At 49.2% G+C, this 23,394-nt stretch carries 17 protein-coding genes; 8 read left to right on the top strand and 9 right to left on the bottom strand.

Features of this window, described 5'->3' with window-relative positions; all coding sequences use genetic code 11:
* Nucleotides 1–10 precede the first annotated feature (10 nt).
* Nucleotides 11–1,009 carry a catabolite repressor/activator gene (cra, locus tag FH974_RS08975; protein WP_047885613.1) on the bottom strand — a complete coding sequence of 333 codons (999 nt, stop codon included), beginning with the start codon at nucleotides 1,007–1,009 and terminating at the stop codon, nucleotides 11–13.
* Nucleotides 1,010–1,403: 394 nt separating this feature from the next.
* On the opposite strand from cra, the gene fruB reads away from it, so the two are divergent.
* Genes fruB through fruA form a run of 3 tightly spaced genes read left to right on the top strand, consistent with a single transcriptional unit; the run spans nucleotide 1,404 to nucleotide 5,293 of the window.
* On the top strand, nucleotides 1,404–2,522 hold the full coding sequence (gene fruB, locus FH974_RS08970; RefSeq protein WP_207103206.1) for a fused PTS fructose transporter subunit IIA/HPr protein: 1,119 nt from the start codon (nucleotides 1,404–1,406) through the stop codon (nucleotides 2,520–2,522).
* Nucleotides 2,522–3,481 carry a 1-phosphofructokinase gene (pfkB, locus tag FH974_RS08965; RefSeq protein ID WP_207103704.1) on the top strand — a complete coding sequence of 320 codons (960 nt, stop codon included), beginning with the start codon at nucleotides 2,522–2,524 and terminating at the stop codon, nucleotides 3,479–3,481. The genes fruB and pfkB overlap by 1 nt, the downstream gene beginning before the upstream one ends.
* A 21-nt stretch (nucleotides 3,482–3,502) precedes the next feature.
* On the top strand, nucleotides 3,503–5,293 hold the full coding sequence (gene fruA, locus FH974_RS08960; RefSeq protein WP_207103205.1) for a PTS fructose transporter subunit IIBC: 1,791 nt from the start codon (nucleotides 3,503–3,505) through the stop codon (nucleotides 5,291–5,293).
* Between the two features lie 286 nt (nucleotides 5,294–5,579).
* Here fruA and FH974_RS08955 read toward each other — a convergent pair whose 3' ends face one another.
* Both FH974_RS08955 and ppsR read right to left on the bottom strand, forming a co-directional pair.
* The gene (locus FH974_RS08955) at nucleotides 5,580–6,257 is read right to left on the bottom strand and encodes a hypothetical protein (protein WP_146149652.1); all 678 of its coding nucleotides are present in this window, start codon (nucleotides 6,255–6,257) and stop codon (nucleotides 5,580–5,582) included.
* A gap of 252 nt (nucleotides 6,258–6,509) precedes the next feature.
* Nucleotides 6,510–7,343 (bottom strand): posphoenolpyruvate synthetase regulatory kinase/phosphorylase PpsR, encoded by an 834-nt coding sequence (gene ppsR, locus FH974_RS08950; RefSeq protein WP_047885608.1) that lies wholly within the window; start codon nucleotides 7,341–7,343, stop codon nucleotides 6,510–6,512.
* A 219-nt stretch (nucleotides 7,344–7,562) separates the two neighbouring features.
* On the opposite strand from ppsR, the gene ppsA reads away from it, so the two are divergent.
* Nucleotides 7,563–9,929 (top strand): phosphoenolpyruvate synthase, encoded by a 2,367-nt coding sequence (gene ppsA, locus FH974_RS08945; RefSeq protein ID WP_207103204.1) that lies wholly within the window; start codon nucleotides 7,563–7,565, stop codon nucleotides 9,927–9,929.
* Nucleotides 9,930–10,360: 431 nt separating this feature from the next.
* Here ppsA and def read toward each other — a convergent pair whose 3' ends face one another.
* The gene (gene def / locus FH974_RS08940; RefSeq protein WP_047885718.1) at nucleotides 10,361–10,876 is read right to left on the bottom strand and encodes a peptide deformylase; all 516 of its coding nucleotides are present in this window, start codon (nucleotides 10,874–10,876) and stop codon (nucleotides 10,361–10,363) included.
* Between the two features lie 241 nt (nucleotides 10,877–11,117).
* On the bottom strand, nucleotides 11,118–12,563 hold the full coding sequence (locus FH974_RS08935) for a glyceraldehyde-3-phosphate dehydrogenase (protein ID WP_047885607.1): 1,446 nt from the start codon (nucleotides 12,561–12,563) through the stop codon (nucleotides 11,118–11,120).
* Nucleotides 12,564–13,287: 724 nt separating this feature from the next.
* Here FH974_RS08935 and FH974_RS08930 point away from each other — a divergent pair.
* Nucleotides 13,288–15,522: a response regulator gene (locus FH974_RS08930; RefSeq protein WP_242551885.1), complete on the top strand. Its 2,235-nt coding sequence runs from the start codon at nucleotides 13,288–13,290 to the stop codon at nucleotides 15,520–15,522.
* A 61-nt stretch (nucleotides 15,523–15,583) separates the two neighbouring features.
* On the opposite strand, the gene malZ is transcribed toward FH974_RS08930, so the two are convergent.
* The 3 genes from malZ to FH974_RS08915 all read right to left on the bottom strand — a co-directional run bounded on the left by malZ (nucleotide 15,584) and on the right by FH974_RS08915 (nucleotide 19,444).
* Complete coding sequence (gene malZ / locus FH974_RS08925; RefSeq protein WP_047885717.1) at nucleotides 15,584–17,464, bottom strand: maltodextrin glucosidase; 1,881 nt, start codon at nucleotides 17,462–17,464, stop codon at nucleotides 15,584–15,586.
* 232 nt (nucleotides 17,465–17,696) lie between these two features.
* On the bottom strand, nucleotides 17,697–18,149 hold the full coding sequence (locus tag FH974_RS08920; protein WP_242551812.1) for a DUF4174 domain-containing protein: 453 nt from the start codon (nucleotides 18,147–18,149) through the stop codon (nucleotides 17,697–17,699).
* A 371-nt stretch (nucleotides 18,150–18,520) separates the two neighbouring features.
* Nucleotides 18,521–19,444: a LysR family transcriptional regulator gene (locus FH974_RS08915; protein WP_047885604.1), complete on the bottom strand. Its 924-nt coding sequence runs from the start codon at nucleotides 19,442–19,444 to the stop codon at nucleotides 18,521–18,523.
* Between the two features lie 213 nt (nucleotides 19,445–19,657).
* Between FH974_RS08915 and FH974_RS08910 the strand changes: the two genes are divergently transcribed.
* The 3 genes from FH974_RS08910 to FH974_RS08900 all read left to right on the top strand — a co-directional run bounded on the left by FH974_RS08910 (nucleotide 19,658) and on the right by FH974_RS08900 (nucleotide 22,751).
* Nucleotides 19,658–20,854, top strand: coding sequence for a glycine C-acetyltransferase (locus FH974_RS08910; protein ID WP_047885603.1), 1,197 nt, complete (start codon nucleotides 19,658–19,660; stop codon nucleotides 20,852–20,854).
* 89 nt (nucleotides 20,855–20,943) lie between these two features.
* A complete protein-coding gene (tdh, locus tag FH974_RS08905; RefSeq protein WP_047885602.1) occupies nucleotides 20,944–21,975 on the top strand; it encodes an L-threonine 3-dehydrogenase in 1,032 nt (343 codons plus the stop codon).
* Nucleotides 21,976–22,292: 317 nt separating this feature from the next.
* Complete coding sequence (locus FH974_RS08900; protein WP_047885601.1) at nucleotides 22,293–22,751, top strand: MamS/MamX family magnetosome protein; 459 nt, start codon at nucleotides 22,293–22,295, stop codon at nucleotides 22,749–22,751.
* Between the two features lie 278 nt (nucleotides 22,752–23,029).
* Here FH974_RS08900 and FH974_RS08895 read toward each other — a convergent pair whose 3' ends face one another.
* The gene (locus FH974_RS08895) at nucleotides 23,030–23,176 is read right to left on the bottom strand and encodes an adenosine deaminase (RefSeq protein WP_107193796.1); all 147 of its coding nucleotides are present in this window, start codon (nucleotides 23,174–23,176) and stop codon (nucleotides 23,030–23,032) included.
* Between the last annotated feature and the right edge of the window lie 218 nt (nucleotides 23,177–23,394).

The following is a 23,394-nucleotide window of genomic DNA, read 5'->3' as shown; positions in this document are numbered from 1 at the left end:
GTTTTTCTGATTAACGATTAACGATTTTGCGCGGGATCACCTCAACGCCCGCCCGGTAACGTCCCGCAATCGCATTGAGTGTCAGCTCCAGCGCACTGTCCGCAATCAGTTCAAATTGCTGAGGCAGCGACTGTATTTTCATCGGCAGAAAATCCAGTAACCGGTTATCACCAAATGTTGCCAGTCGCGTGCGCTGCATCAGGGAAGGGTTTGCAAGCAGGGCATCGAGAACCCCTTCAAACAGGGTGTAAGACGTGGCCAGAATCGCATCTGGCATGATGTTCTGCTGAATCCATTGTTCCACCAGGTATTGCCCTTGCTTCTGGCTGAAATGATCGCCATTGGCAATCAGGGTTTTCACTTCAGGCTGATCTTTCTGCTGACTGTAAGTTCGAACTGCCGACAGGAAACCCTGTTCACGTTCACGGGACACACCCAGCTCAGGTACTGCGCCGATCAGGCCAATACTGGATACCTCTTCCTGCAACAGGCTAAGCGTCAGGGCATAGGCTCCGTCCAGATCCTCACTGATCACACTGGCAAACACTTCATCATCAAGTGCACGGTCGATGGCAACCACCGGCACACCGCTGGCCTGAATCCGTTTGTAAAACGCATTGTCACTGGGCAGCGAACTGGCCACAAGCAGGGCATCAATGCGGCGGCTTAACAAGGTGTCAGCCACTTTCATTTCGGTCTCCGGATCATCATCAGAGCAGGAGATGATCAGCTGATAACCCGCCTGACGAACATTGCTCTCCAGCAGTTTTGCCAGTTTGGCATAGCTGCTGTTCTCCAGATCGGGAATGATCAGGCCAAACGAACGGCTGCTGCCTGCCCGCAGTGACGTGGCCGCATGATCCGGACGGAAGTTATGCTCGTTAACCACCGCCATGACTTTTTGCTGGGTTTTGTCACTGATGCGGTATTTCTCCGCTTTGCCGTTAATGACGTAGCTGGCTGTCGTGCGGGAGACTCCGGCAAGTTTGGCAATTTCGTCTAGCTTCATGTGATTTCTTTTTCTTAACGAGGTAGGCAGACCGTTGCATTCTACTGGCTTGGTCGGCATACGCAAAGGCTGTCTCGTTCCGAAAAGGCATTCGCCCCGGTGAGCCATTCAGGATCATGGATCCTGAATGGCTAGGGTAACGGCTTCCCGATCCTGTTTTGTGCGGCGGATCATAGATTGAATCATGAACCGTCGAACACATTTGCATTATTAGCTGAAACCATTCAGCATTCAAGCTGAAAGGTTTCAGCAGAGAGCGAGTTATTCCATTTATTGTGCTGAAACTTTTTATTTCCCCTTTTGCTGAAACGATTCAGTAAGCAAGGGGTAGACTAGACTTAGACGGGAAGAGGCAGGATATCCTCACCGGGTTGAACAGAATGGGAGTGAATACATGCTGACATTATCGACAAAAGATATTCAGCTACAGCAAGCTGCGGCAGACAAGCAGGAAGCCATCAAAGCCATTGCGGCCGGTCTGGAGCAGCAGGGGCTGGTTGAAACGGGTTACGTGAAGGGGATGCTGGATCGGGAAGCACAGAATTCCACTTTTCTTGGCAACGGCATTGCGATTCCGCACGGTACAACAGACACCCGCGGTCTGGTTAAGCAGACTGGCGTGCGTATTCATCATTTTCCGCAGGGCGTCAGCTGGGGGGATGACAAAACCGTGTATCTGGCAATTGGTATTGCTGCCAAGTCGGATGAACACCTTGGCATTCTCAAGCAACTGACCAAAGTGCTGTCCGCTGACGGCGTGGAAGAAAAACTGCGTACCGCAGAAAACGCAGAAGGGGTGATCGCGATTCTGAACGGTGAAACACAGTTGGAAGCCGATTTTGATGAATCACTGATTCAGCTCGAGTTCCCGGCGACCGATCTGATTCAGCTGACGGCCGTGGCGGCCGGCTTGGTGAAAAACCGTCAGTCTGCCACGAACGAAACCGTGGCAGCAGCCATCGCAACAGGCGCGACGTATCTGGGGCAGGGATTATGGCTGGCAAAAAGCCGAGCCGGTGTTACTCGTACCACGCTGTCATTGGTCACTCCTGCTACAGCCTTTAAGGAAGAGGGGCAGCCGGTAAAAGGCTTGCTGTTTGTGGCTGCGTGTAATGGCGCACATGTAAAAAATCTCACTTACCTGGCGCAACTGCTGTACAAGCAGCAGGCTGACAAACTGTTCACCTCTGCTGCTGACAAGATCGTTGCGCTGCTGACCGAAGAAGTGATTGAAGGCAACAGCCAGACGTTCAAAATTCGTAACCCGCATGGTCTGCATGCCCGTCCGGGAGCGATGCTGGTGAGTGTTGCGAAGAAATTTGATGCCAACATTCTGGTTGCCAACCTGAATGGGGATGGTAAAGCCGTGAATGCCAAGAGTTTGATGAAAGTGATCGCCCTTGGGGTTAAACAAGGTCATGAGCTGGCCTTTACAGCGCAAGGTGATGACGCTGATGAGGCGCTGGCCGCTATTGGTCAGGCCATTGCCGATGGTCTGGGTGAGGGCAGATGATGAGTCAAGTCAATCAAAATGCACCACGTGTTGTCACTGTTACCCTGAATCCGGCGCTGGATCTGACCGGTAATCTGGCATCCCTGACGCCGGGCGCGGTGAATCTGGTGGAAAGCGGCAGTCTGCATCCGGCTGGAAAAGGCGTGAATGTTGCCAAAGTACTGGCCGAACTCGGGGCGAAAGTGACCGTGACCGGTTTGCTGGGAGCGGATAATCAGGAGCCTTTCTGTCAACTGTTTGCCGAGCTGGGTGCAGAAGATGCCTTTGTCCGGGTGAAAGGTGCCAGCCGTATAAACGTAAAGCTGGTGGAGCAGGACGGCCGTGTCAGCGACATTAATTTCCCGGGTGTTGAAGTCGGGGCGGATGACATTGCTGCGTTCGAACGCACCTTGTTTACGCTGGCGGAAACCCACGATGTGTTTGTTATCTCAGGCAGTCTGCCACGCGGTTTGTCGCCTGAACAATGCGCACAATGGATCGCAACACTGCATGAGCAAGGCAAGCAAGTGCTGTTTGACAGCAGCAAAGCCGCGCTGACGGCGGGTCTCGAAGCCGCACCATGGCTGGTGAAACCCAATGATGAAGAATTATCTGACTGGGCGGGCAAGCCGCTGGCTCATCAAGCAGAGCTTAAATCGGCCGCAGAGCAGTTGGCAACCAAAGCGATCGACAATGTGGTGGTATCACTGGGGGCTGAAGGGGTGATGTGGCTGGACAAAGACGGCTGGCTGCGTTCTCAGCCTCCGAAAATGCAAGTGGTAAGTACTGTCGGGGCCGGTGACACATTAGTAGCCGGGCTGTGCTGGGGACACCTGAATAACTGGAACAAAGAAGAGACACTGAGTTTTGCAACGGCATTGTCTGCGCTGGCCGTGAGTCAGGTCGGCGTCGGTGTGGAAGACATCGAGCAAGTGCTGAAAGTAAAAGAAAGTGTCCGGATTGATAACGTGACGTGCTAACGCGGATCAGAGGGTTTTGATATGAAATTAGCGATTCTAACAGCGTGCCCTAGCGGTATTGCAAACAGTGTGATTGCGGCGGGATTGATGGAAAAAGCGTCCGCCGATCTGAAATGGACAACAAGTATTGAGTGCCAGTCTTCAGTCGTCGCGGGTAAGACACTGACTCAGGCACAAATTGATGATGCAGACTGTATTGTTATCGTTGCTGACACGGCGGTCGATACCCGTCGCTTTGTGGGTAAGAAAGTTTATCAGGCCTGTATTGCTGACTGTCTGGCCGATCCAAAAGCTTTCCTTGAAATTGCCGTTACCAATGCCGTTGTATTGCAGACTGCTGAGAGCGTCGTGCCAAGTTCTATACCAAGCTCAGGGCTAAGTTCAGAGCAAAGTGCGTCGAGTGAAGCGTTACCCGTTTCTGGCACCAAGCGGATTGTGGCGATTACGGCCTGTCCGACCGGGGTGGCGCACACCTTCATGGCGGCTGAAGCGCTGGAAGATGAAGGCAAGCGTCAGGGGCATCAGATCAAGGTTGAAACCCGTGGTTCGGTGGGCGCAAAAAACCAGCTGACGGCTGAAGAAATCGCGGCGGCGGATCTAGTTATTATCGCAGCGGATATCGAAGTGGATTTATCGCGCTTTGACGGTAAGAAACTGTATAAAACCAGTACGGGTCTGGCACTGAAGAAAACAGCCTCCGAACTGGAAAAAGCTTTCTCAACGGCCTCGGTTTATCGCCATCAGGGTGGTCAGGCGTCTGACGGTGAACAAAAGCAAGAGAAAGCCGGTGCCTATAAACACCTGATGACCGGGGTGTCACACATGCTGCCGCTGGTGGTGGCTGGTGGTCTGGCTATTGCGCTGTCGTTCGTATTCGGTATTGAGGCATTTAAAGAAGAAGGCACACTGGCAGCGGCCCTGATGAGCATCGGCGGGGGTTCGGCGTTTGCGCTGATGGTTCCGGTGCTGGCAGGCTATATCGCATTTTCGATTGCGGATCGTCCTGGACTGGCGCCGGGTCTGATTGGTGGTATGCTGGCTAGCTCAACGGGTGCCGGTTTCCTGGGGGGGATCGTAGCCGGTTTCCTTGCCGGTTATACCGCGAAATTTGTCGCAGATAAAGTCAGACTGCCACAGTCGATGGAAGCGTTGAAGCCTATCCTGATTATTCCTCTGGTTGCCAGCCTGGTCACCGGTCTTATCATGATTTATGTGGTGGGTGGCCCGGTTTCGACGGCAATGACAGCACTGACTGATTTCCTAAATAACATGGGGTCAGCAAATGCTGTTCTTCTGGGGATTATTCTGGGTTCCATGATGTGTTTCGACCTGGGTGGTCCGGTGAACAAAGCAGCGTACACCTTCGGGGTAGGACTGCTGGCTTCACAAACTTATGCCCCGATGGCGGCCATTATGGCGGCTGGTATGGTACCGGCGCTGGGGATGGGATTGGCGACGTTTCTGGCTAAACGCAAGTTTAATGCTAACGAAGCAGAAGCCGGTAAAGCCTCCTTTGTTCTGGGACTGTGCTTTATCTCAGAAGGAGCGATACCTTTCGCAGCCCGTGACCCAATGCGAGTGATCCCTAGTTGTATGATGGGTGGCGCGTTGACTGGGGCATTGTCGATGTTGTTCGGCGCAAAACTGATGGCTCCGCACGGTGGGTTGTTTGTTCTGCTGATTCCGAATGCAATCACACCCGTGTTCATGTATCTGGTCGCGATTGCTGCCGGTACTATCGTTACCGGTGTGACGTACGCTTTCCTGAAGAAATCGGATGAAGAATTGCTGGTCGCGGCGCAGGCAAAGTAAGTGGTACAGCAAAATAATCAGGTTTCGTTTCTGAAATCCTAAAAAAAGCCCCGGCATAAATTGCCGGGGCTGTTGCCACCGCTGCCTACGATTTTGTGTCGTGGTCACCTTATTTAGGTTTCAGAGTGACGCTCCCCCAATGCTGTACAATGTACAGCAAGCTCTGATTGACGCACTAGTTATAAGTAGACTTTCCCTGCGTATAATTAATTTAAAGCGCAAGTTTTATCGTTATTATATTTCCCAGTTTGTTTTTTATTTATTTTATATTTCTTTTTTATTGTTATTATTCCTCTGCTGCTAACAACAGATGTTCCCCATCAGTCACCAAAAGATATGACTTCCCAATATCTAAATTACAAACATCGGCAGAGTTCGCACCTAAATAAAGTTCACCGTTACAATTGTCTAATGTCATGTGGGGTGAAAAGGTGCCTTTTTTTACTTCTATTGTCGACATCGCCGATGACAGAGTTAATACCTGAGTATCTTTCGTTGTAAATATCCTGATTCGGTACTTTTCTGCAACCGGTGATGGTGTATGCAGATCCGTGGACAGCATCAGGTCACCACTGTCTGCCCAGGATACTGCCCAGAGCTTCTCTGAGTTATTCAGCAAAACATCATCCACCTGATTAACAAAAGTCTGGCTATTGGTATCGGTCACACCAATATTGACTTTTGTTGGTGTTGATGTGGTCCAGCTAATTGAATGATATTGTCCATCGTTATCCAACACTGTCGCAACTTTATTATTGCCGTCGAATAACTGAGAACTGTCGGATGTCTGTTTGACATAAAAGTCGATTGATTCATTAACAATATTAATTAAATCAATCCCGGCTTTTCTGACACTGATATCATCCATTGAACTGACAGAAGGGGTGGGGTCTCCGTCTGAGCCACCTCCGCCGCAGCCAAATAAAAGAACGGTCGTGAGAATTGTTAGCGCTGGCCTAATCATGCTAGGAACCTCGTTATAATAATTTCTGAAGCTCAGGATAAGCATATTGCAAGAACTGATAATTTTTTGACGAATAACGGGGAGAAAATTAAGAAAATAATAAGTGACTGAAAGCGTGTGATTTTTTTGCTCTCAGGAATGAGATTTTGCGCTGAGACAAGAATAAGACCTTGAGTTGAGATAAATGGGGCAGGTTTGAACCTGCCCACAGTGGCATATAGCCGAGGCTGAACGGTCAGTCTGCTTAGCGGCTTAGCACATCTTTCGCTTTAACCCGCTCATGTCCAGCAGACGGGTTGAAATTTCTTCTACCGACAGAGAGCTGGTGTTGAGATAAGGGATTGCTTCACGGCGGAACATGGCTTCCACTTTGTCCAGTTCCTGCTCGCACTGCATCGCACTGGCGTACTGGCTGTTGGCATAACGTTCCTGACGAATGGTAACCAGACGTTCTGGATCGATAGTCAGGCCATAGGTTTTGTAACGATACGGTTCAATCGCTTTCGGCAGCACCAGGCTCTTCATATCTTCTGCAATGAAAGGATAATTCACGGCGCGAATTCCAAATTGCATGGCTAAATAGAGGCTGGTAGGGGTCTTTCCACAACGTGACACACCTAACAAAATGATGTCGGCTTGATCAAGATTGTTGAGAGAAATACCATCATCGTGGGCAAGGGTATATTCAATCGCGGCAATACGATCCTGGTAGCTGGCAGCATCTTTATTGATGCTGTGAGACCGCTGCAGCATTGGTCTCGGCTCTAATTGAAGGTCGTCTTTCAGGGGGACAACCAGCGAGTTCAGAATGTCATAAAAATGCGCTGGGCCTTGCTCAATAACCGCTTTTATTTCAGGGATTACAATGGAATAGAAGACAAGCGGTCGGATACCGGTTTCTTCGTAGGCCGCTTCAATTTTTCGTCGTACAGATTCCGCTCGTTCGATGGTTTCGACGAAGGGAAGGGTCGTTTGGCGGGTTTCAATGTCAAATTGTCCCAGAACAGCATGGCCAAGTGTCTCAGAAGTAATCGCTGTACCATCAGAAACGTAAAACACGTCACGAAAATTAGTTTTGGGCTGCATAAAAAGTTGAATCCTTAAAAAATTTCTGTAGCTTAAAGCTCAATATTACTTATAACAATAACCACACAGGGTGGCTATGCCTCGTTTACATTTTTGAGTGTGACGTTTGCATAGGAAGGTTATACCGGTTGCGACCGCGTTTTTTTTAAACGATGGCGCAATCGTTTAGCCTGAAACTGCCCCAATATAACCTGTTGAATCCAATAAAGGAGAATGACCGTGCAACAGAATGTTGTCTGGTACGATGCTTTGTCAATGAACGATGTTGATAAAGTGGGTGGAAAGAACGCTTCATTAGGTGAAATGGTAGCTAACCTGGCAAACGCTGGCGTTAAAGTGCCAAATGGCTATGCGACAACCTCATATGCGTTTAACCAGTTTCTGGAGGCGAATTCGCTGAACGAGCGAATTTACCAGTTGCTGGACTCGTTGGATGTTGACGATGTCAACGCACTGCAACAGGCTGGGGAAACTATTCGTAATTGGGTTCTGGATGCACCGCTGCCTTCAGACCTGGAAGATGATATCCGCAAATGTTACGCCGAGCTGGGCGAAGGTGACGACATGCTGTCTGTCGCGGTACGTTCTTCTGCAACTGCAGAAGACCTGCCGGATGCCTCGTTCGCAGGCCAGCAGGAGACGTTCCTGAATATTCGCGGTATCGACTCTGTTATTGAAGCCGTTAAGCATGTATTTGCTTCTCTGTTCAACGACCGTGCGATTTCTTACCGTGTGCACCAGGGTTTCGACCACAAAGGTGTTGCATTGTCTGCTGGTATTCAGCGCATGGTGCGTTCAGACAAAGCGTCTTCAGGCGTAATGTTTACCCTGGACACCGAGTCTGGTTTTGACCAGGTCGTGTTCGTGACCTCTTCATGGGGTCTGGGTGAAATGGTTGTACAGGGTGCGGTGAACCCGGACGAGTTCTACGTTCACAAACCAACTCTGGAAGCCGGTAACCCGGCGGTAGTACGCCGTACAATCGGTTCTAAGCTGATTAAGATGGTTTACGCCGACGGTAAAGCACTGGGTACTCAGGTTGAGACACTGGAAACGTCTGCTCAAGAACGCAACCAGTTCTCTTTGAACGACCAGGAAATCGAAGAATTGGCGAAACAGGCGCTGATCATCGAGAAACACTACGGTCGTCCAATGGATATCGAGTGGGCAAAAGACGGAATCACTGGTGAGCTGTTCATCGTTCAGGCTCGTCCGGAAACCGTTCGTTCTCGTGATGATGCGAGTGTGATGGAACGCTTCCACCTGAACGGCACAGGTAAAGCTCTGATTGAAGGCCGTGCAATCGGTCAGCGTATCGGTAGTGGTGTGGTTCGTGTGGTATCTGACCTGTCTCAGATGGATCAGGTTCAGAAAGGTGACGTACTGGTTGCTGACATGACTGACCCTGACTGGGAACCAGTGATGAAAAAAGCGGCAGCTATCGTGACTAACCGCGGTGGCCGTACATGTCACGCAGCTATCATTGCCCGTGAGCTGGGAATTCCGGCAGTAGTGGGTTGTGGCGACGCGACTGAACTGCTGAAGACTGGTCAGCAAGTAACGGTTTCTTGTGCTCAGGGTGAAACTGGTTACATCTACGAAGGTGAGCTGGACTTTGAAGTTCGTCGCTCAGCGGTTGATGACCTGCCAACCCTGCCTCTGAAAGTCATGATGAATGTGGGTAACCCGGATCGTGCTTTCGACTTCGCTTGTATTCCAAACGAAGGTGTTGGTCTGGCCCGTCTGGAATTCATCATCAACAAGATGATTGGTATTCACCCGAAAGCATTGCTGAACTACAGCGAGCAGTCTGATGAGCTGAAAGCTGAAATCGACAAACGCATCGTAGGCTACAGCGATCCGGTTGAGTTCTACATTGAGAAACTGACTGAAGGGATCTCAACACTGGCATCAGCCTTCTGGCCGAAGCGTGTGATTGTTCGTATGTCTGACTTCAAGTCAAACGAATACCGTAACCTGGTAGGTGGTATGAACTTCGAACCAACGGAAGAAAACCCGATGATCGGTTTCCGTGGTGCGTCTCGCTACATTTCACCTAAGTTCCAGGATTGTTTTGCACTGGAGTGTGAAGCGATTAAACGTGTTCGTAACCGCATGGGTCTGAAGAACGTAGAAATCATGATCCCATTTGTGCGTACAGTCAGCGAAGCAGCGTCTGTCATCGACCTGCTGGCGAAATTCGACCTGCGCCGTGGTGAAGATGGCCTGAAAGTCATCATGATGTGTGAGCTGCCTTCTAACGCGATTCTGGCGGAAGACTTCCTGAAGTATTTCGACGGCTTCTCAATCGGTTCAAATGACATGACACAGCTGACGCTGGGTCTGGACCGTGACTCCGGTGAAATTGCGCATATGTTCGATGAGCGTAACGAAGCGGTGAAAGCGATGCTGAGCATGGCCATTAAAGCGGCGAACAAAGCGGGTAAATACGTTGGTATTTGTGGTCAGGGCCCGTCGGATCACGATGATCTGGCACAGTGGCTGATGGAGCAGGGCATCGATTCTGTTTCTCTGAACCCGGATACAGTTGTTGAAACCTGGCTACACCTGGGTTCAAAACAATAATTCCATACCAGTTTACCTCGCAATGATCTGATCACTGCGAAACGCTGAATGAAAAAAGCCTGCAATGAAAGTTGCAGGCTTTTTGTTTTGCGAAGCTCAAAATGCAGACTCCCAGCCTTTAGAAGCACATATTTAGAAGCATAGCTCTCAGAAGTACAGCTTTCAGAATCGCGGTATTCACAGCCAAGGCATTTATAGCTCATCCATAAGCAACGTCATCCAAATCACAGCAACTATTGACCTTAGTTAATGACCTGAGTTTCAAAACCGCCCTAAAGCGCTGTAGCAGACCATAAGAGCCTCGATGAAGTCGAATGTTAATAGCACCCGGATATTAAGCCTCAGAGGCTCTATCAGGCTATATGAAGCGAAATTCTAAGTATCAAGCAAATCCGGCGGTATCAAACGCTGAGGAATGTCTGACGACACGCTTACTTTGCTGGTAAGGATTTGGCTTTCAGGTGTTTTTTCACCTTTTTTAATGCCAATTGGCGCTTTAACGGCGAAAGGTAATCAATGAATAAATGGCCGGCTAGGTGGTCAATTTCATGTTGCATCACAATGGCAAGAAAATCGTCACTTTCAATGGTGATTGGAGTTCCATTGCGGTCAAGCGCCGAGACAACGACCGAACTGTAGCGCTCGACATCGGCGTAATAGTCAGGAACCGATAAGCACCCTTCCTGTCCCATTGTTTTATGTGCCCCACTGACCACGTCAGGGTTAATCAGTATCAAAGGTTCATTACGTTGCTCGGAAAGATCGATAACAACAACGGCTTCTTTCCTGCCGACCTGAGTAGCGGCTAAACCTATACCATTGCTGGTGGCGTAAAGTGTTTCCAGCATGTCATCAATAAGTTGTTGCACCGCTTTAACATCATCAACTTTTTCGGCTTGTACCTTGAGTCTTGGGTCTGGTGCGGTGAGTATGTCTAAAATGGCCATAATATCCTTCTTGTTAAACATCTTTCGATCCTGAGACCGGATAATACCTGTTTTAAGCTGTGTTTTTGAGATTTGTTTAAAGAGGGCAGTTGCAGGGGATGTTGTGGTGGTTTGCGGAAAGACTCTGTGAGAGAGGGGGAGGTGAATGTTTGTAAGCAGAAAAGTTGCAGATAAAGAAAAGCCGCCAGGAAACATGGCGGCAAATTCAAAAGTACAACAGTGTTATTATTATGTGTAGGGCTTATTTCTTAGCAAATTCTGGGTAAGTTTTGTAACGAACACCCATCATTTGTTCCATACAGTGAACAACCTGGCAGCTGTAGCCGAATTCGTTATCGTACCAGATGTACAGTACGCAACGTTTTCCTTGAGCGATAGTTGCTGCACCGTCAACAACACCCGCGTGGCGTGAGCCTACGATGTCGCTGGATACGATTTCAGTTGATTGCGTGTAATCAATCTGACCAGAAAGCGGTGAGTTCAGCGCCATCTCACGCAGGTATGTGTTCAGCTCGTCTTTCTCAGCTTCTGAGTTTAGGTTCAGGTTAGCAACGGCCATAGACACGTTTGGTGTCGGTACGCGGATTGCGTTACCAGTCAGCTTACCACTCAGTTCAGGTAGCGCTTTAGCTACAGCTTTCGCAGCACCTGTTGAAGTCAGAACCATGTTCAGTGATGCAGAACGACCACGACGCTCGCCGCTGTGGAAGTTATCGATCAGGTTCTGGTCGTTAGTGTATGAGTGAACAGTCTCGATGTGACCAGAGTCAATGCCGTACTTGTCGTTAATCGCTTTCAGTACTGGCGTAATGGCGTTAGTTGTACAGCTAGCGGCTGAGATGATGGTGTCATTTTCCAGAATCACAGATTCGTTCACACCAAATACAACGTTCTTAATATCGCCTTTACCTGGAGCGGTCAGCAGAACTTTCGCTGCGCCAGGGGAAGCCAGGTGCTGGCTCAGACCTTCGCTGTCACGCCAGATACCGGTGTTATCAACAACCAGTGCGTTGTTGATGCCGTAAGTGGTGTAATCAACATCAGCAGGGCTGTTCGCGTAAATAACCTGGATGTAGTTACCGTTAACGATGATGGCTTTGCGCTCTTCGTCAACAGTGATGCTGCCATTGAATTGGCCGTGTACTGAGTCACGACGCAGCAGGCTGGCACGTTTTTCCAGGTCACCACCTTTACCGCCACGAACAACGATAGCTTTCAGGCGCAGAGGGTAACCCTGGCCGCTTTTCTCGATAAGCAGGCGAGCAAGCAGACGGCCGATACGACCAAAGCCGTACAGAACAACGTCACGAGCTTCGACAGACTGCGTGCTGTTGATGGATTCAATCAGTGCAGTTTGCAGGAAGTCCTGAATATTGCTTTCGTCGTTGTTAGTTTTCCAGTATGTCGCGGCAAGTTGGCCGACATCGATACGACAAGGAGAGAGATCCAGTTCAGTCAGCGCTTGGATTAAAGGCAGGGTTTGAGTCGGTGAAACTTCGCAGCCGGTGTAACGGCGGGCCAGACGGTGTGATTTGATTAGATCAATCACTGAAGTGTTAACTACCTGACGACCAAATAGCAGCACTTCTACACCTTTTTGGCGATATAGCTGACCTAGCAGTGGAGCGATGGTTTCGGCGTCGGTTTGGCTGGTTTGCCAGTCTAGCAGGTATTTTTCTGGACTCATCTTTCGTTTGGACCTTTCACTTAGGGAAGATAGAGGTAAAACCGTTATTTTCGGCTTGTGATGTTATTGTTATGATTTTTGATGGCGGGAAGTGTAACGTTTGCGTCGTTTTTATCCTAGTAAAATTAATGATTTATAAATGTGATCTAAAACGGTGATAAAAGGTGATGGTGCGCAAACTTTGAGTGAACGTCTATGTAACACATTTAACTTACCGAGCACTTTTTTTTAGCAGATAATTAGCGAATGAAATATCACCGCTTTTTGAGTAAATTCTTTTCAATTTGCATCCAGAATCCGGTAATACGCCGCTTTAAGGCTGTCCCTCTGATTTTTCCTTAAAGACCTCATTAAAAATCAATTGGTTATTTCCTACCCAAAGTTGGCAGATTTTTTGCTCCTTCATTTTTAACGTTCAAACAGTCGTCCCTTCGCAAGTCTGGTGGTTGTTGCATGTGCCTAGCAAGCACAAGCACAAGCACAAGCAACAGGCGATAGGCGTTAGGTGGCAACTGTATCATTCGGAATCCTGATGGTTGGGTATTGGTGACTGGGTTGTGATGGCTCAGTGCCTGCGACTTAGAACTCAGCCTGCGGAACACCGAATGTGTGATGAGGAAGCTCAATGGTGCATTCTGGTTCAGATCATTCCCGGTTTAGGCCGACTTGCCGCCCATGGCGAACTCAATTTGGGCTACAGCATAGGCTGGGACGAGTGATCGTGATGATTTATAGCTTTGTGATGGTAATGAGCCTGCTGATGGTGGTGCTCTACGTCACGAAGCTGACGGTGCTGAGAGCGGAACAGTCAGTTCAACTGGCGATGAGTATGGCTCAGCCGCTCGGTGCTGAGCGGTCTGCCTATGTCAGAGCGAAGGCGCCGGGCAAAGCGGGTGGGGTTGATCATCCGGTTATGCCTGTCGACACCGACGTGTTTGCTAAAACAGAAACACCCTCAAAAACCGGTATGCCGTACATGACGGATGACCGATTGAAGGAAGAGGCGTTCACCCTGAAGCACGCTGAGGCCTTGGTTGAGCAATTGTTTAAGCATGACGACAACATTACCCGGTTGGTTGTCACTCTATCCGGGGATAATAAGGTTAACAGCGTAGAGGTTATCGGTACGCGTCTGGCGCACCGGCAAAGCGAGGAGGCAATTTGTTCTTCAGGGCTTTGTACATCAGAGATTGCTGTATCAGCACTTGAAGCAACAGAACTTGAAGCATCAGAGCTTGGTGAATCACAGCTTTGCTCTTCTGTGTGTTGCCCTTCGGTGAAAGGGTATCCATTGTGGACCCTCAATATTACGGGGAGCCTGGGGGACCCGCCTCAAAAGTCGATGGTGTATCAGGTTGACTACTGTATTGCGGTAATGTGGTTTAGCGCCTTCAGCAAAGCACTGCCTCTGCTGGTGATCTATCTGATGAGCCTTAGTGCCGCTTTTGTGATTCTCTACCGCTGGCTTCACAGGCAATCTCAGGAGTCCCGACGCCTGCTTGAAACGGGTTTGGCAATGACCGAACAGTTAACAGAAGAACTTCGCGATTGTCGGCAACCAGCACCATCAACGTTCGATTCCTCGGTATCATCCCAATTGAAACAATATCCTGATATATGGGCGAATGTTAGTCATGAGCTCTGTACGCCGTTAAATGGCATTCTGGGCTTTGTGCAATGCCTTGAACATGAGCATGCTTTGTCTGATAAGCCGCTATATAAAGGAGGAGATAAAGGAAGAAATAAAGGAATAGATAAAGAGGCAAGTGACGTAGCAAAAGCGAAAAGCCATAAAGATGAAATTCTACCAGCGGCAAAAGAGGCGGAAATAGCAGCGCCAACACCAGCGTCAACAGTAGAAACTGTGTCACCGATGCTGGAGCAGACCGCGTTTATTAAACAGGCCGCGTTGACACTGAATCATTCGATCGAGGGTTTGCTGGATTATCTTCGGTTGGAGCAAGGTGATGTGGTGACCGAGATGCAGTGCGTGCGGGTGTCGCAACTGGTTAGGCAGTGTGTCGATAACATTACTGCTCGCGCGACAGAGAAGCGGCTTCGGCTGGATGTCAGGCTTCCGTCTGATGCTAATCTGCCCGTCATGCTTGATACCCAGCATCTGCAAAAAATCATTGGCTGCTTGCTGGATAATGCGGTGAAGTTTACCGATGACGGTGAGATCAGGGTGAGTGTGACGTTAACACCTCAAGCGGCAGTATTGTTACAAAATGGCGAGCCGGAAGGTGACCGTTCCGTCAGTGAACGCGTGCCGCTGTCCTATGTTGATATCGATATTCGCATTCAGGATTCCGGGGGAGGGATTCCTGTCAATCGTCTACAGGCGGTGTTTCGTCCTTTTATACAGGCCGATGCTGCAGTGGCAGAACATTATGGTGGTCTTGGCCTCGGGCTGACCATTGCCAGTCGACTTGCGAAGCTGATGGGTGCCAGGTTGCGCTTGAACAGCAGTAAAGGCAAAGGCGTGGAATGTTGTCTGACGCTGACGGCGAATCAGGCCACGCAGGGAACCCTCCCTGTTGAAGAGGCATTCCGGACATGTGATTTATCCCGGTTTAAGGCGTGCTCTGTTCTGGTGGCAGACGACAGCAAGGTGAACCAGCTGTTAGTAAAAGCCCTGCTGGTGTCGATGGGGATGAGCCGCATTAGATTTGCTGATGACGGGCGGCAAGCGGTGGCTGCCGTGAAGGCCGACCAACCGGATGTGGTGTTGATGGACTGCCAGATGCCGCAGATGAACGGTATCGAGGCCACGGCTGCCATCAGGCGATACTACGGTAGCAATCAACTTCCCGTTGTGGCGCTGACAGCTAATGTTTCGGAGACTGAGCGACAACGTTGCCTGAATGCCGGGATGAACGATTTTGTCACCAAGCCCGTCTTTAAAACTGAACTGTTTCAGGCGCTGTGGACGGTACTAGAGGCAAAGCAGCCAAAATAAAACAGGAACCATCAGGCTCCTGTTCTTTATTCATCTGTTTTGAATGACGTTTCGGTCAGATTCAGTGACTCAGCAGCACACCTTCTTTCCCCGCCAGCGTCAGAGACAGCTCGCCATGTTTGCAACTCCATTCATCCCCGGTCAGCAGATCGGTCAGTGTCCCTTCCTCTATGCCTACCTGCCACAGAGGCAGGGTAAAGGTCGCCGCATGGTCGCTGTTGTTGATTAAACAAAGTGTGGTTTCTTGCTCTGTTGAGCGAGAAAAAGCCAGCGCATTATTCTGTCCATGTAGCCACTGCAAGCTACCTGCCTGTAAAGACGGACGCGTCTTCCTCAGCTCAATAAGCTGACGGACATATTGAAAGGTATTGCTGATTTTTTCGGTTGGCTGGGTAATGCTATCCCATGGGAAGCAACGGCGGTTATCCGGATCCATCCCGCCTTCCATCCCGACTTCAGTACCGTAATACAGGCACGGTGTACCGACGTACGCAAACAGCATCAGCAGTGCCAGTTGCATGGTGGCTTCATCGCCATCAAGCAGGGTGAAAAAACGCATGGTGTCATGGCTGTCGAGCTGGTTCAGCTGCGCCAACTGGTTCTGCCACGGAATTTGTGCCCGAGCTTCATCCAGCCAGGCGATCAGTTCTTCGGCGTCAATCTGGCAGTTGTGATAGGCAATATCTTTATGGGCAAAGAAGGCCCGCACCGGGTGGGCGAATCCGAAATAGTTCATTGCCGCATCTTCCTGATCGCCCTGCAACCATTGGGTCGCTTCAAAGAAGTGTTCGCCGAGAATCAGGCAGTCCGGATTTACTGATTTCGCCGCCTCGCGAAAGGCTTTCACGTAATGGGCATTGTTTTTTGCTCCGGCTCCTTCACCCAACATATGAATGACATCAAATCGCCAGCCATCAATATTGTAAGGTGGCCGCAGCCAGGTTTTGATAACGGCGTTGTCACCTGCGTAAAGGTAGTTCTGAACTTCCGGATTGGAGAAATTCAGCTTGGGCAGGGTATCGATGCCGTTCCAGCCGATGTACTGGTTGGTGGCGCCGTCAAACTGGTAATAGTCCCGATACGGAGAACCCGGATGATTGTAAGCACCTGGCGTAGACGTTTGTCTGCCGTATTTATCAAACCACGGATGATCAACCGAGGTGTGGTTAAATACCGCATCAAGGATGATTTTCATATCACGGCGATGAATATCTGCCACTAGTTCGGCAAACTGTGTATTCGTACCTAAGTGCGGATCAATTCGCAGATAGTCGGTGGTGTCGTACTTATGGTTGCTGGGGGCACTAAAAATCGGGTTCAGATAGAGCGTGGTGACGCCGAGTTGAGCCAGGTAATCCAGCTTGGAGTGAATGCCTTGCAGATCGCCACCATAAAACTCACTGGCACCGTTGCGGTTGTCGCACTCTTCATTATTGTCATGGCCGGATACCGCGTCTCCCCACTGTTTGGCGATAACAGGCAGTTGATCCCCTCTCAGGCAATATTCCTGATCCTGAACACTGATTGTCGGATCGCCGTTGCAGAATCGATCCGGGAAGATCTGGTAAAACACTTGCTGTTTCACCCAGCCCGGAGGGTGATCTTGTCGGTTGTATTTAAAATGCTGATGGCGGCTCGGCATTCGCGGGCTGATGCCCTGCGCATGTAACCACCACTGACGGCTGTTCTGCATGACTTTAAAGCAGTAATGCGTCATGGTTTTATCTTGATTCAGCGGAATTTGACCGTGCCAGAATTGCCGTTTTCCCATCTGCTGGCCACGCTCCATATCGACAAGACGTTCTTCATTGTCGGGTTCGCAGCGAATAAAAATGGCGGTAATTGGCGTGTCAGCATCGCTGACCAGTGTAAGGTTCAGAGTCTGTTCGGTGACTTCAATCCACGATGGATCCTGTCCGTGGAAAAGAAAAGGCGTATTCATCATTGTACTAATAGCCCCCTGTATGGAAGTGTTGATCTACCTTACTGGTTTTGCAGGTAAATAAAATCCTCCTGCCTCAATTTTTGGAGGCGTAGTGCGGGGCGTAGCTGTAATAACAGTCTGTTGCAGCACATTAAAAATGTACGCTTGCGGATTTGACCTGTGTGTCGATGAGAAAAATAAGGTTCGATTTGAACGACATACTTTGATGAAGCCACTCCCCATCTTTAAGTTAAATGGAGCAGGGGCTGCTGGTCTGGGCGGCGATTTCTTCTTTTCGCAGCGGCATGCTGTCTATCAGCTGGGTCAGATACTGCCAATTGGTGGTATCGCGCCAACGGTATTTTTCTTTACCGTCTTTACCAATCAGAATGGCGGTATGGCTGCTTTCATCAATGTTGTATTTGAGGGTCAGGCGGCGTACTTCTTCTGGGCTGAGAAGATCGCCAGGTTGGTTAAAGCCGTCTTTCGTCATAACAAATACCATGATGTCCCGCTCTTTGAGCAGGCAATCATTCATCAGAGATTCTTTGAGGAAGCTGTCGACGTGCTGATCTTTTTCAGGTGCAAAGTACAGAATGGTTCGGTGATTCCAGTGAATGGATCCGTAAGGGTAGGCGAGCAGTAGCGGTGATCCGGCCATGAGAAGGAGGATCATCAGCCATTGAACACAAATCTTCATCATCGTTCTCCCTCCGCCGTTGACTGAGTATGGAGAGTGGCTTAGTCAATCACGGTCTGAAGCGGGTTATGGCCGTTGTGCCATTGCCAATATCTAACGACGCGCCTGTCGGATTGGATCAACGATAAGAAACGGTCTGAGTGTCTTACGCAAATAATTGTTGGTTGATCGTCTTAAATCGCCTGCAGCGAAGAAATCTGAGTGTTGTGTCTCAGTATAGAACACCAAGGTGGTAAAAAAGCCGGAGTCACTCCGGCTTGAATAGGCAAGGGCGCAGTGTTAACACTGCGCCGCTAATCTTCCCTCTGAATCACTTTGTGAGCTGTTCGAAAACGTGCCCAATGGCAAAAGCAAGAAGAGGCGGAGGTATAAATTTAGGACACCGTGTATTTGGACAGGTGTTCTGACACATAGTCAATAAACACCCGCAGGCGAGCCGGCATGAATTTGGTTTGCGCAAATTGCAGGGCAATGTCACCTTGATAGTTGCCTTTAATTGTCCAGTCTGCCAGCACCTGTTTCACGCTGCCTTCTTCCAGTGCTTTTTTGATGACAAAATCCGGAAAGATGCCGATTCCCAGTCCGTCCATAACACCACGCAGGCGCATCTGGGAGTGGTTAACGGCGTAGCGTCCTGTCACGGCGACCGTGTGGGATTCATTTTCTTTAACAAACTCCCAAATATGATCGGTGGGGGTTTCGCCAAGGTACAGGCAGTCGTGCTGACGTAACTCTGTCGGGTGCATGGGTGTACCGCGTTGTGCCAGATAGTCAGGGCTGCCACATAAGCTCAGGCTGACCTTACCCATTTGCTTTAAAACCAGCCCTTCGGTCGGTTTTTCCGTCAGACGGAAAACCACATCAATCCCTTCCGAGATCAGATCAATCTCTCCATCGCGAGCTTTCAGCTTGAGCTCGATGTCCGGGTACTTCGTTAAAAACGGCAGCACCATCGGCTGAAGTACAATGCTCAAAAACGCTTTCGGCGCTGCGACGGTTAACGAACCCGATGGGGTTGTGTGCTCCGAACTGGTGAACTCAACCACCTGCTTAGTTGCTTCAATTAGCGTACAGCATTGATTGTAAATACCTTTACCGGACTCTGTGATAACCAGTTTACGGGTGGTGCGTTCGAGCAGCTTGGTCGACAGGGTATGCTCCAGACGAGAAAGCTGTTTGCTCAGGGCTGACGGAGTGACGCCGAGTTTGCGGGCGGCTGCGGTAAAACTTCCCTCATCAACCACTATCTTAAAAACGGCCAGCTCCGACATCAGGGCAATTAATGTATTTGTGTCCATAATTCAAGAGTCCTTTTCCGGAAGAGGGGATAATAGTCTGAAAGGGGTTTGATTAGAATGGCGTTACATGAGGTAACCTGTGAAATTAGCATTTTTGCAGGTATGTCACCTAATCTAAAAATGGAAATATTGCAAAAGTAAATAATCATACTATTTACTTCCACCAAGCGGGAGCAGCCTGCGCGGTGTCTTGCCAATAATGAGAGGAACATCATGTCTGCCGCATTTTATGACCAAATCAATCAGCAAATCGAAGACGTTAAAGCTGAAGGTCTGTACAAATCCGAACGTATCATCACTTCAGCGCAGAAAGCTGCTGTTTCTATCAACACCGGTGAAGAAGTACTGAACTTCTGTGCGAACAACTACCTGGGTCTGGCTAACCACCCGGCGCTGATTGAAGCGGCGAAAGAGGGGATGGACACGCACGGTTTCGGTATGGCTTCCGTTCGTTTTATCTGCGGTACGCAGGATTCTCACAAAGAGCTTGAGCGCAAGCTGTCTGACTTCCTGGGTATGGAAGATACAATCCTGTACACCTCTTGTTTTGATGCTAACGCCGGTCTGTTCGAGACCATTCTTGGCGCAGAAGATGCCATTATTTCTGATGCACTGAACCACGCGTCTATCATTGACGGTGTGCGTCTGTGTAAAGCAATGCGTTTCCGCTACTCGAACAACAATATGGCAGAGTTGGAGCAGCAACTGATCGCGGCTAATGAAGCGGGTGCACGCCATAAGCTGATCGTGACTGACGGTGTTTTCTCTATGGACGGTGTGGTTGCTAACCTGCCTGCTATCTGTGACTTGGCTGACAAATATGATGCTCTGGTCATGGTTGACGATTCTCACGCTGTTGGTTTCATGGGCGCAAACGGTCGCGGTACTCATGAGTACCACGATGTTATGGGTCGCATCGACATCATTACCGGTACCCTGGGCAAAGCGATGGGTGGTGCATCAGGCGGTTACACCTCTGGTAAAAAAGAAGTGATTGACTGGCTGCGTCAGCGTTCACGTCCGTACCTGTTCTCTAACTCAGTGGCCCCTGCGATTGTTTCAGCTTCACTGCGAGTACTGGATCTGCTGGAAGAAAGCGGTTCACTGCGTGATCAGCTATGGGACAACGCGGCTCACTTCCGTACGCGTATGACTGAAGCCGGCTTTACTCTGGCAGGCGCAGATCACGCCATTATTCCAATCATGCTGGGCGACGCTAAAGTCGCTGCAGAGTTTGCAGAGCGCGCGCTGGCGAAAGGTATTTACGTTATCGGCTTCTCATTCCCGGTTGTACCAAAAGGTCAGGCACGTATTCGTACTCAGATGTCTGCCGCGCATTCGCGTGAGCAACTGGATAAAGCTATCGATGCCTTTATCGAAGTCGGTAAAGACATGGGGATTATCGGCTGATTCAGTGCGATAACAGAACATGGATTTCTAGGGTCGGAGGCAGCCGTGAAACCTGCCTCCGGATCTCTACCCTGCAGTAGGAACAACACATGAAAATCAAAGCTCTTTCTAAACTAAAGCCTGAAGAAGGTATTTGGATGACCGAAGTGGACAAGCCTGAGCTTGGTCACAATGATCTGCTGATTCGTATCAAGAAGACAGCCATCTGCGGTACTGACGTACACATCTACAACTGGGACGAATGGTCACAGAAAACGATCCCGGTTCCTATGGTTGTTGGCCATGAGTACGTGGGTGAAGTTGTAGGTATCGGTCAGGAAGTGCGTGGTTTTGAAATTGGTGACCGTGTTTCCGGTGAAGGGCACATCACTTGTGGTCACTGCCGTAACTGTCGCGGTGGCCGTACGCACCTGTGCCGTAACACTATCGGTGTAGGTGTAAACCGTGAAGGTGCATTTGCCGAATATCTGGTGATTCCTGCGTTTAACGCTTTCAAGATCCCGGCGAACATCTCTGATGATATGGCTGCGATTTTTGACCCGTTTGGTAACGCGGTTCACACGGCACTGTCGTTTGACCTGGTTGGTGAAGATGTGCTGATCACCGGCGCTGGCCCAATTGGTATCATGGCGGCTGCGGTTGCGAAACACGTTGGTGCCCGTCACGTGGTGATCACTGATGTGAACGAATACCGTCTGGATCTGGCGCGTAAAATGGGCGTAACCCGAGCTGTAAACGTTGCCGAAGAGAAACTGGAAGATGTGATGGCCGAGCTGGGCATGACAGAAGGTTTTGATGTGGGTCTGGAAATGTCAGGCGTACCGTCAGCGTTCAACAGCATGCTGACCAGCATGAACCACGGCGGTAAGATTGCACTGCTGGGTATTCCACCGTCAGACATGGGCATCGACTGGAACCAGGTGATCTTCAAAGGTCTGATCATCAAAGGCATCTACGGTCGTGAAATGTTCGAAACTTGGTACAAGATGGCGAGCCTGATCCAATCAGGTCTGGATCTGAACCCAATTATCACTCACCACTTCAAGGTTGATGACTTCCAAAAAGGCTTCGACGCCATGCGTAGCGGGCGTTCCGGCAAGGTCATCCTTGATTGGGAATAAGATTGAGAGCGCTCCGGAAGGGGCGCTTTTTCATTTCTACTGTACTGTATGCATAAACAGTGAAATGGAAGATGGGGCGGTATTTAGCCCCCAAAAAAGCCCCAATTTAGCCCCAAAGCTAATTACAAAAAAGCCCCAAGGATTCTTGGGGCTTTTTTCGTTCTGCCGCACATGCTTCATAATTAAATTAGATAAACAGCTAACATTGTAGGGAAGCTGCCCTAGACAGTTCCGAATTGAGCAAACTACTGCCATGGGGTGTCTGATAAAATCTCAACCAGTCATTCATCTATGTGATGATGCAAAGGAGTCTGAGGATGAAATCTAATACCGTAGTCATCTTGCTGGTGGCGTTGCTACAAATAGCTTACGCCAGTGCTGTATTCGCCCAGCAAGGCATGACATGGCATGGAAGTGGAGGGTGGGGACACCATTCTGCTTATGGAATGATGTATGACACCAAGACTATGACGGAAATCACTGGTGAAGTGGTATCGGTGGATAGGATTACGATGATGCATCAAATGAACGAAGGCGTAGTTCTTACGGTTAAGACCAGCGAAGGCAACATATCAGTGCACCTTGGTCCAGTATGGCACCTTGAAAAACAAGATATGAAAATTATGCCTGGGGACAAAGTCGTCATCAAAGGGTCTCGAATCATCTTTTATGACGAGCCGGCACTGATTGCGTCCGAAGTTCACAAAGGAAATGATGTTTTAGTGCTACGAGATTCGGAAGGTTACCCGGTTTGGAGTGGCTGGAGGCGGCAGTAGCGAAACTGTGGCTAAACCATGAAGTATCTGCAATCGAATATGTATCTTCTCACCCGCTGGTGACACGTCGGTGCCGCCAGCTGCTCATACCGCTTTTTCTAGCTTATGATGACAGCATTCTATGGTTTCGAAACAACGCCATTTATGCTGTTTGAAAAAGCGCTTCATTGCACACAGTTTTAGTCAGGTGGACATTAGCTTTGGATTTTTATTCGTTTTTTAGCGAGCGACTAGTGGAGGGGCAAAACCATTTTCAACGCTACAACTTAAACAATCAGCTAAAATTCATATAGCTTGTCAAAGTCGCGTTTATCAAGAATATCTTCGATTTTTCTTCTGGTTTTATGGATGTTCTTGTTCTCAGCCACTTCTGATTTTGTCTTGTCTTTTTCTTTATTTTTTAATGTTTTTTTGGTTTTTTTCATGCGCACCTGCTACTCATAAAATTATATTTAGGAAATCTTGAAAGTGCCTAGTTGCGTTCCTGTACCTGATAAAATACATCCCTGACTGTCTTTTTCAGAAAATGAAAATAGGAGGTTATAATGGCTGGAGTAAATTCTTGGAAGAATGTGACGTCGTAAGATGTCACTATTTAACTGATGTATTTTTGTTGACCAGCGTATTCTTTCATTTTCTAAAT

Origin of the sequence: Photobacterium ganghwense (assembly GCF_017329545.1) — a bacterium.
Lineage (GTDB): Bacteria > Pseudomonadota > Gammaproteobacteria > Enterobacterales > Vibrionaceae > Photobacterium > Photobacterium ganghwense.
The sequence above is the reverse complement of the archived record's forward strand: the minus strand, read 5'-3'. Positions and strand labels throughout refer to the sequence as shown.

What these genes read in the sequence shown, in the direction of transcription:
- cra (WP_047885613.1), bottom strand. Translation starts at nt 1,009, where the DNA reads ATGAAGCTAGACGAAATTGCCAAACTTGCCGGAGTCTCCCGCACGACA.
- fruB (WP_207103206.1), top strand. Translation starts at nt 1,404, where the DNA reads ATGCTGACATTATCGACAAAAGATATTCAGCTACAGCAAGCTGCGGCA.
- pfkB (WP_207103704.1), top strand. Translation starts at nt 2,522, where the DNA reads ATGAGTCAAGTCAATCAAAATGCACCACGTGTTGTCACTGTTACCCTG.
- fruA (WP_207103205.1), top strand. Translation starts at nt 3,503, where the DNA reads ATGAAATTAGCGATTCTAACAGCGTGCCCTAGCGGTATTGCAAACAGT.
- FH974_RS08955 (WP_146149652.1), bottom strand. Translation starts at nt 6,257, where the DNA reads ATGATTAGGCCAGCGCTAACAATTCTCACGACCGTTCTTTTATTTGGC.
- ppsR (WP_047885608.1), bottom strand. Translation starts at nt 7,343, where the DNA reads ATGCAGCCCAAAACTAATTTTCGTGACGTGTTTTACGTTTCTGATGGT.
- def (WP_047885718.1), bottom strand. Translation starts at nt 10,876, where the DNA reads ATGGCCATTTTAGACATACTCACCGCACCAGACCCAAGACTCAAGGTA.
- FH974_RS08935 (WP_047885607.1), bottom strand. Translation starts at nt 12,563, where the DNA reads ATGAGTCCAGAAAAATACCTGCTAGACTGGCAAACCAGCCAAACCGAC.
- FH974_RS08930 (WP_242551885.1), top strand. Translation starts at nt 13,288, where the DNA reads ATGATTTATAGCTTTGTGATGGTAATGAGCCTGCTGATGGTGGTGCTC.
- malZ (WP_047885717.1), bottom strand. Translation starts at nt 17,464, where the DNA reads ATGAATACGCCTTTTCTTTTCCACGGACAGGATCCATCGTGGATTGAA.
- FH974_RS08920 (WP_242551812.1), bottom strand. Translation starts at nt 18,149, where the DNA reads ATGATGAAGATTTGTGTTCAATGGCTGATGATCCTCCTTCTCATGGCC.
- FH974_RS08915 (WP_047885604.1), bottom strand. Translation starts at nt 19,444, where the DNA reads ATGGACACAAATACATTAATTGCCCTGATGTCGGAGCTGGCCGTTTTT.
- FH974_RS08910 (WP_047885603.1), top strand. Translation starts at nt 19,658, where the DNA reads ATGTCTGCCGCATTTTATGACCAAATCAATCAGCAAATCGAAGACGTT.
- tdh (WP_047885602.1), top strand. Translation starts at nt 20,944, where the DNA reads ATGAAAATCAAAGCTCTTTCTAAACTAAAGCCTGAAGAAGGTATTTGG.
- FH974_RS08900 (WP_047885601.1), top strand. Translation starts at nt 22,293, where the DNA reads ATGAAATCTAATACCGTAGTCATCTTGCTGGTGGCGTTGCTACAAATA.
- FH974_RS08895 (WP_107193796.1), bottom strand. Translation starts at nt 23,176, where the DNA reads ATGAAAAAAACCAAAAAAACATTAAAAAATAAAGAAAAAGACAAGACA.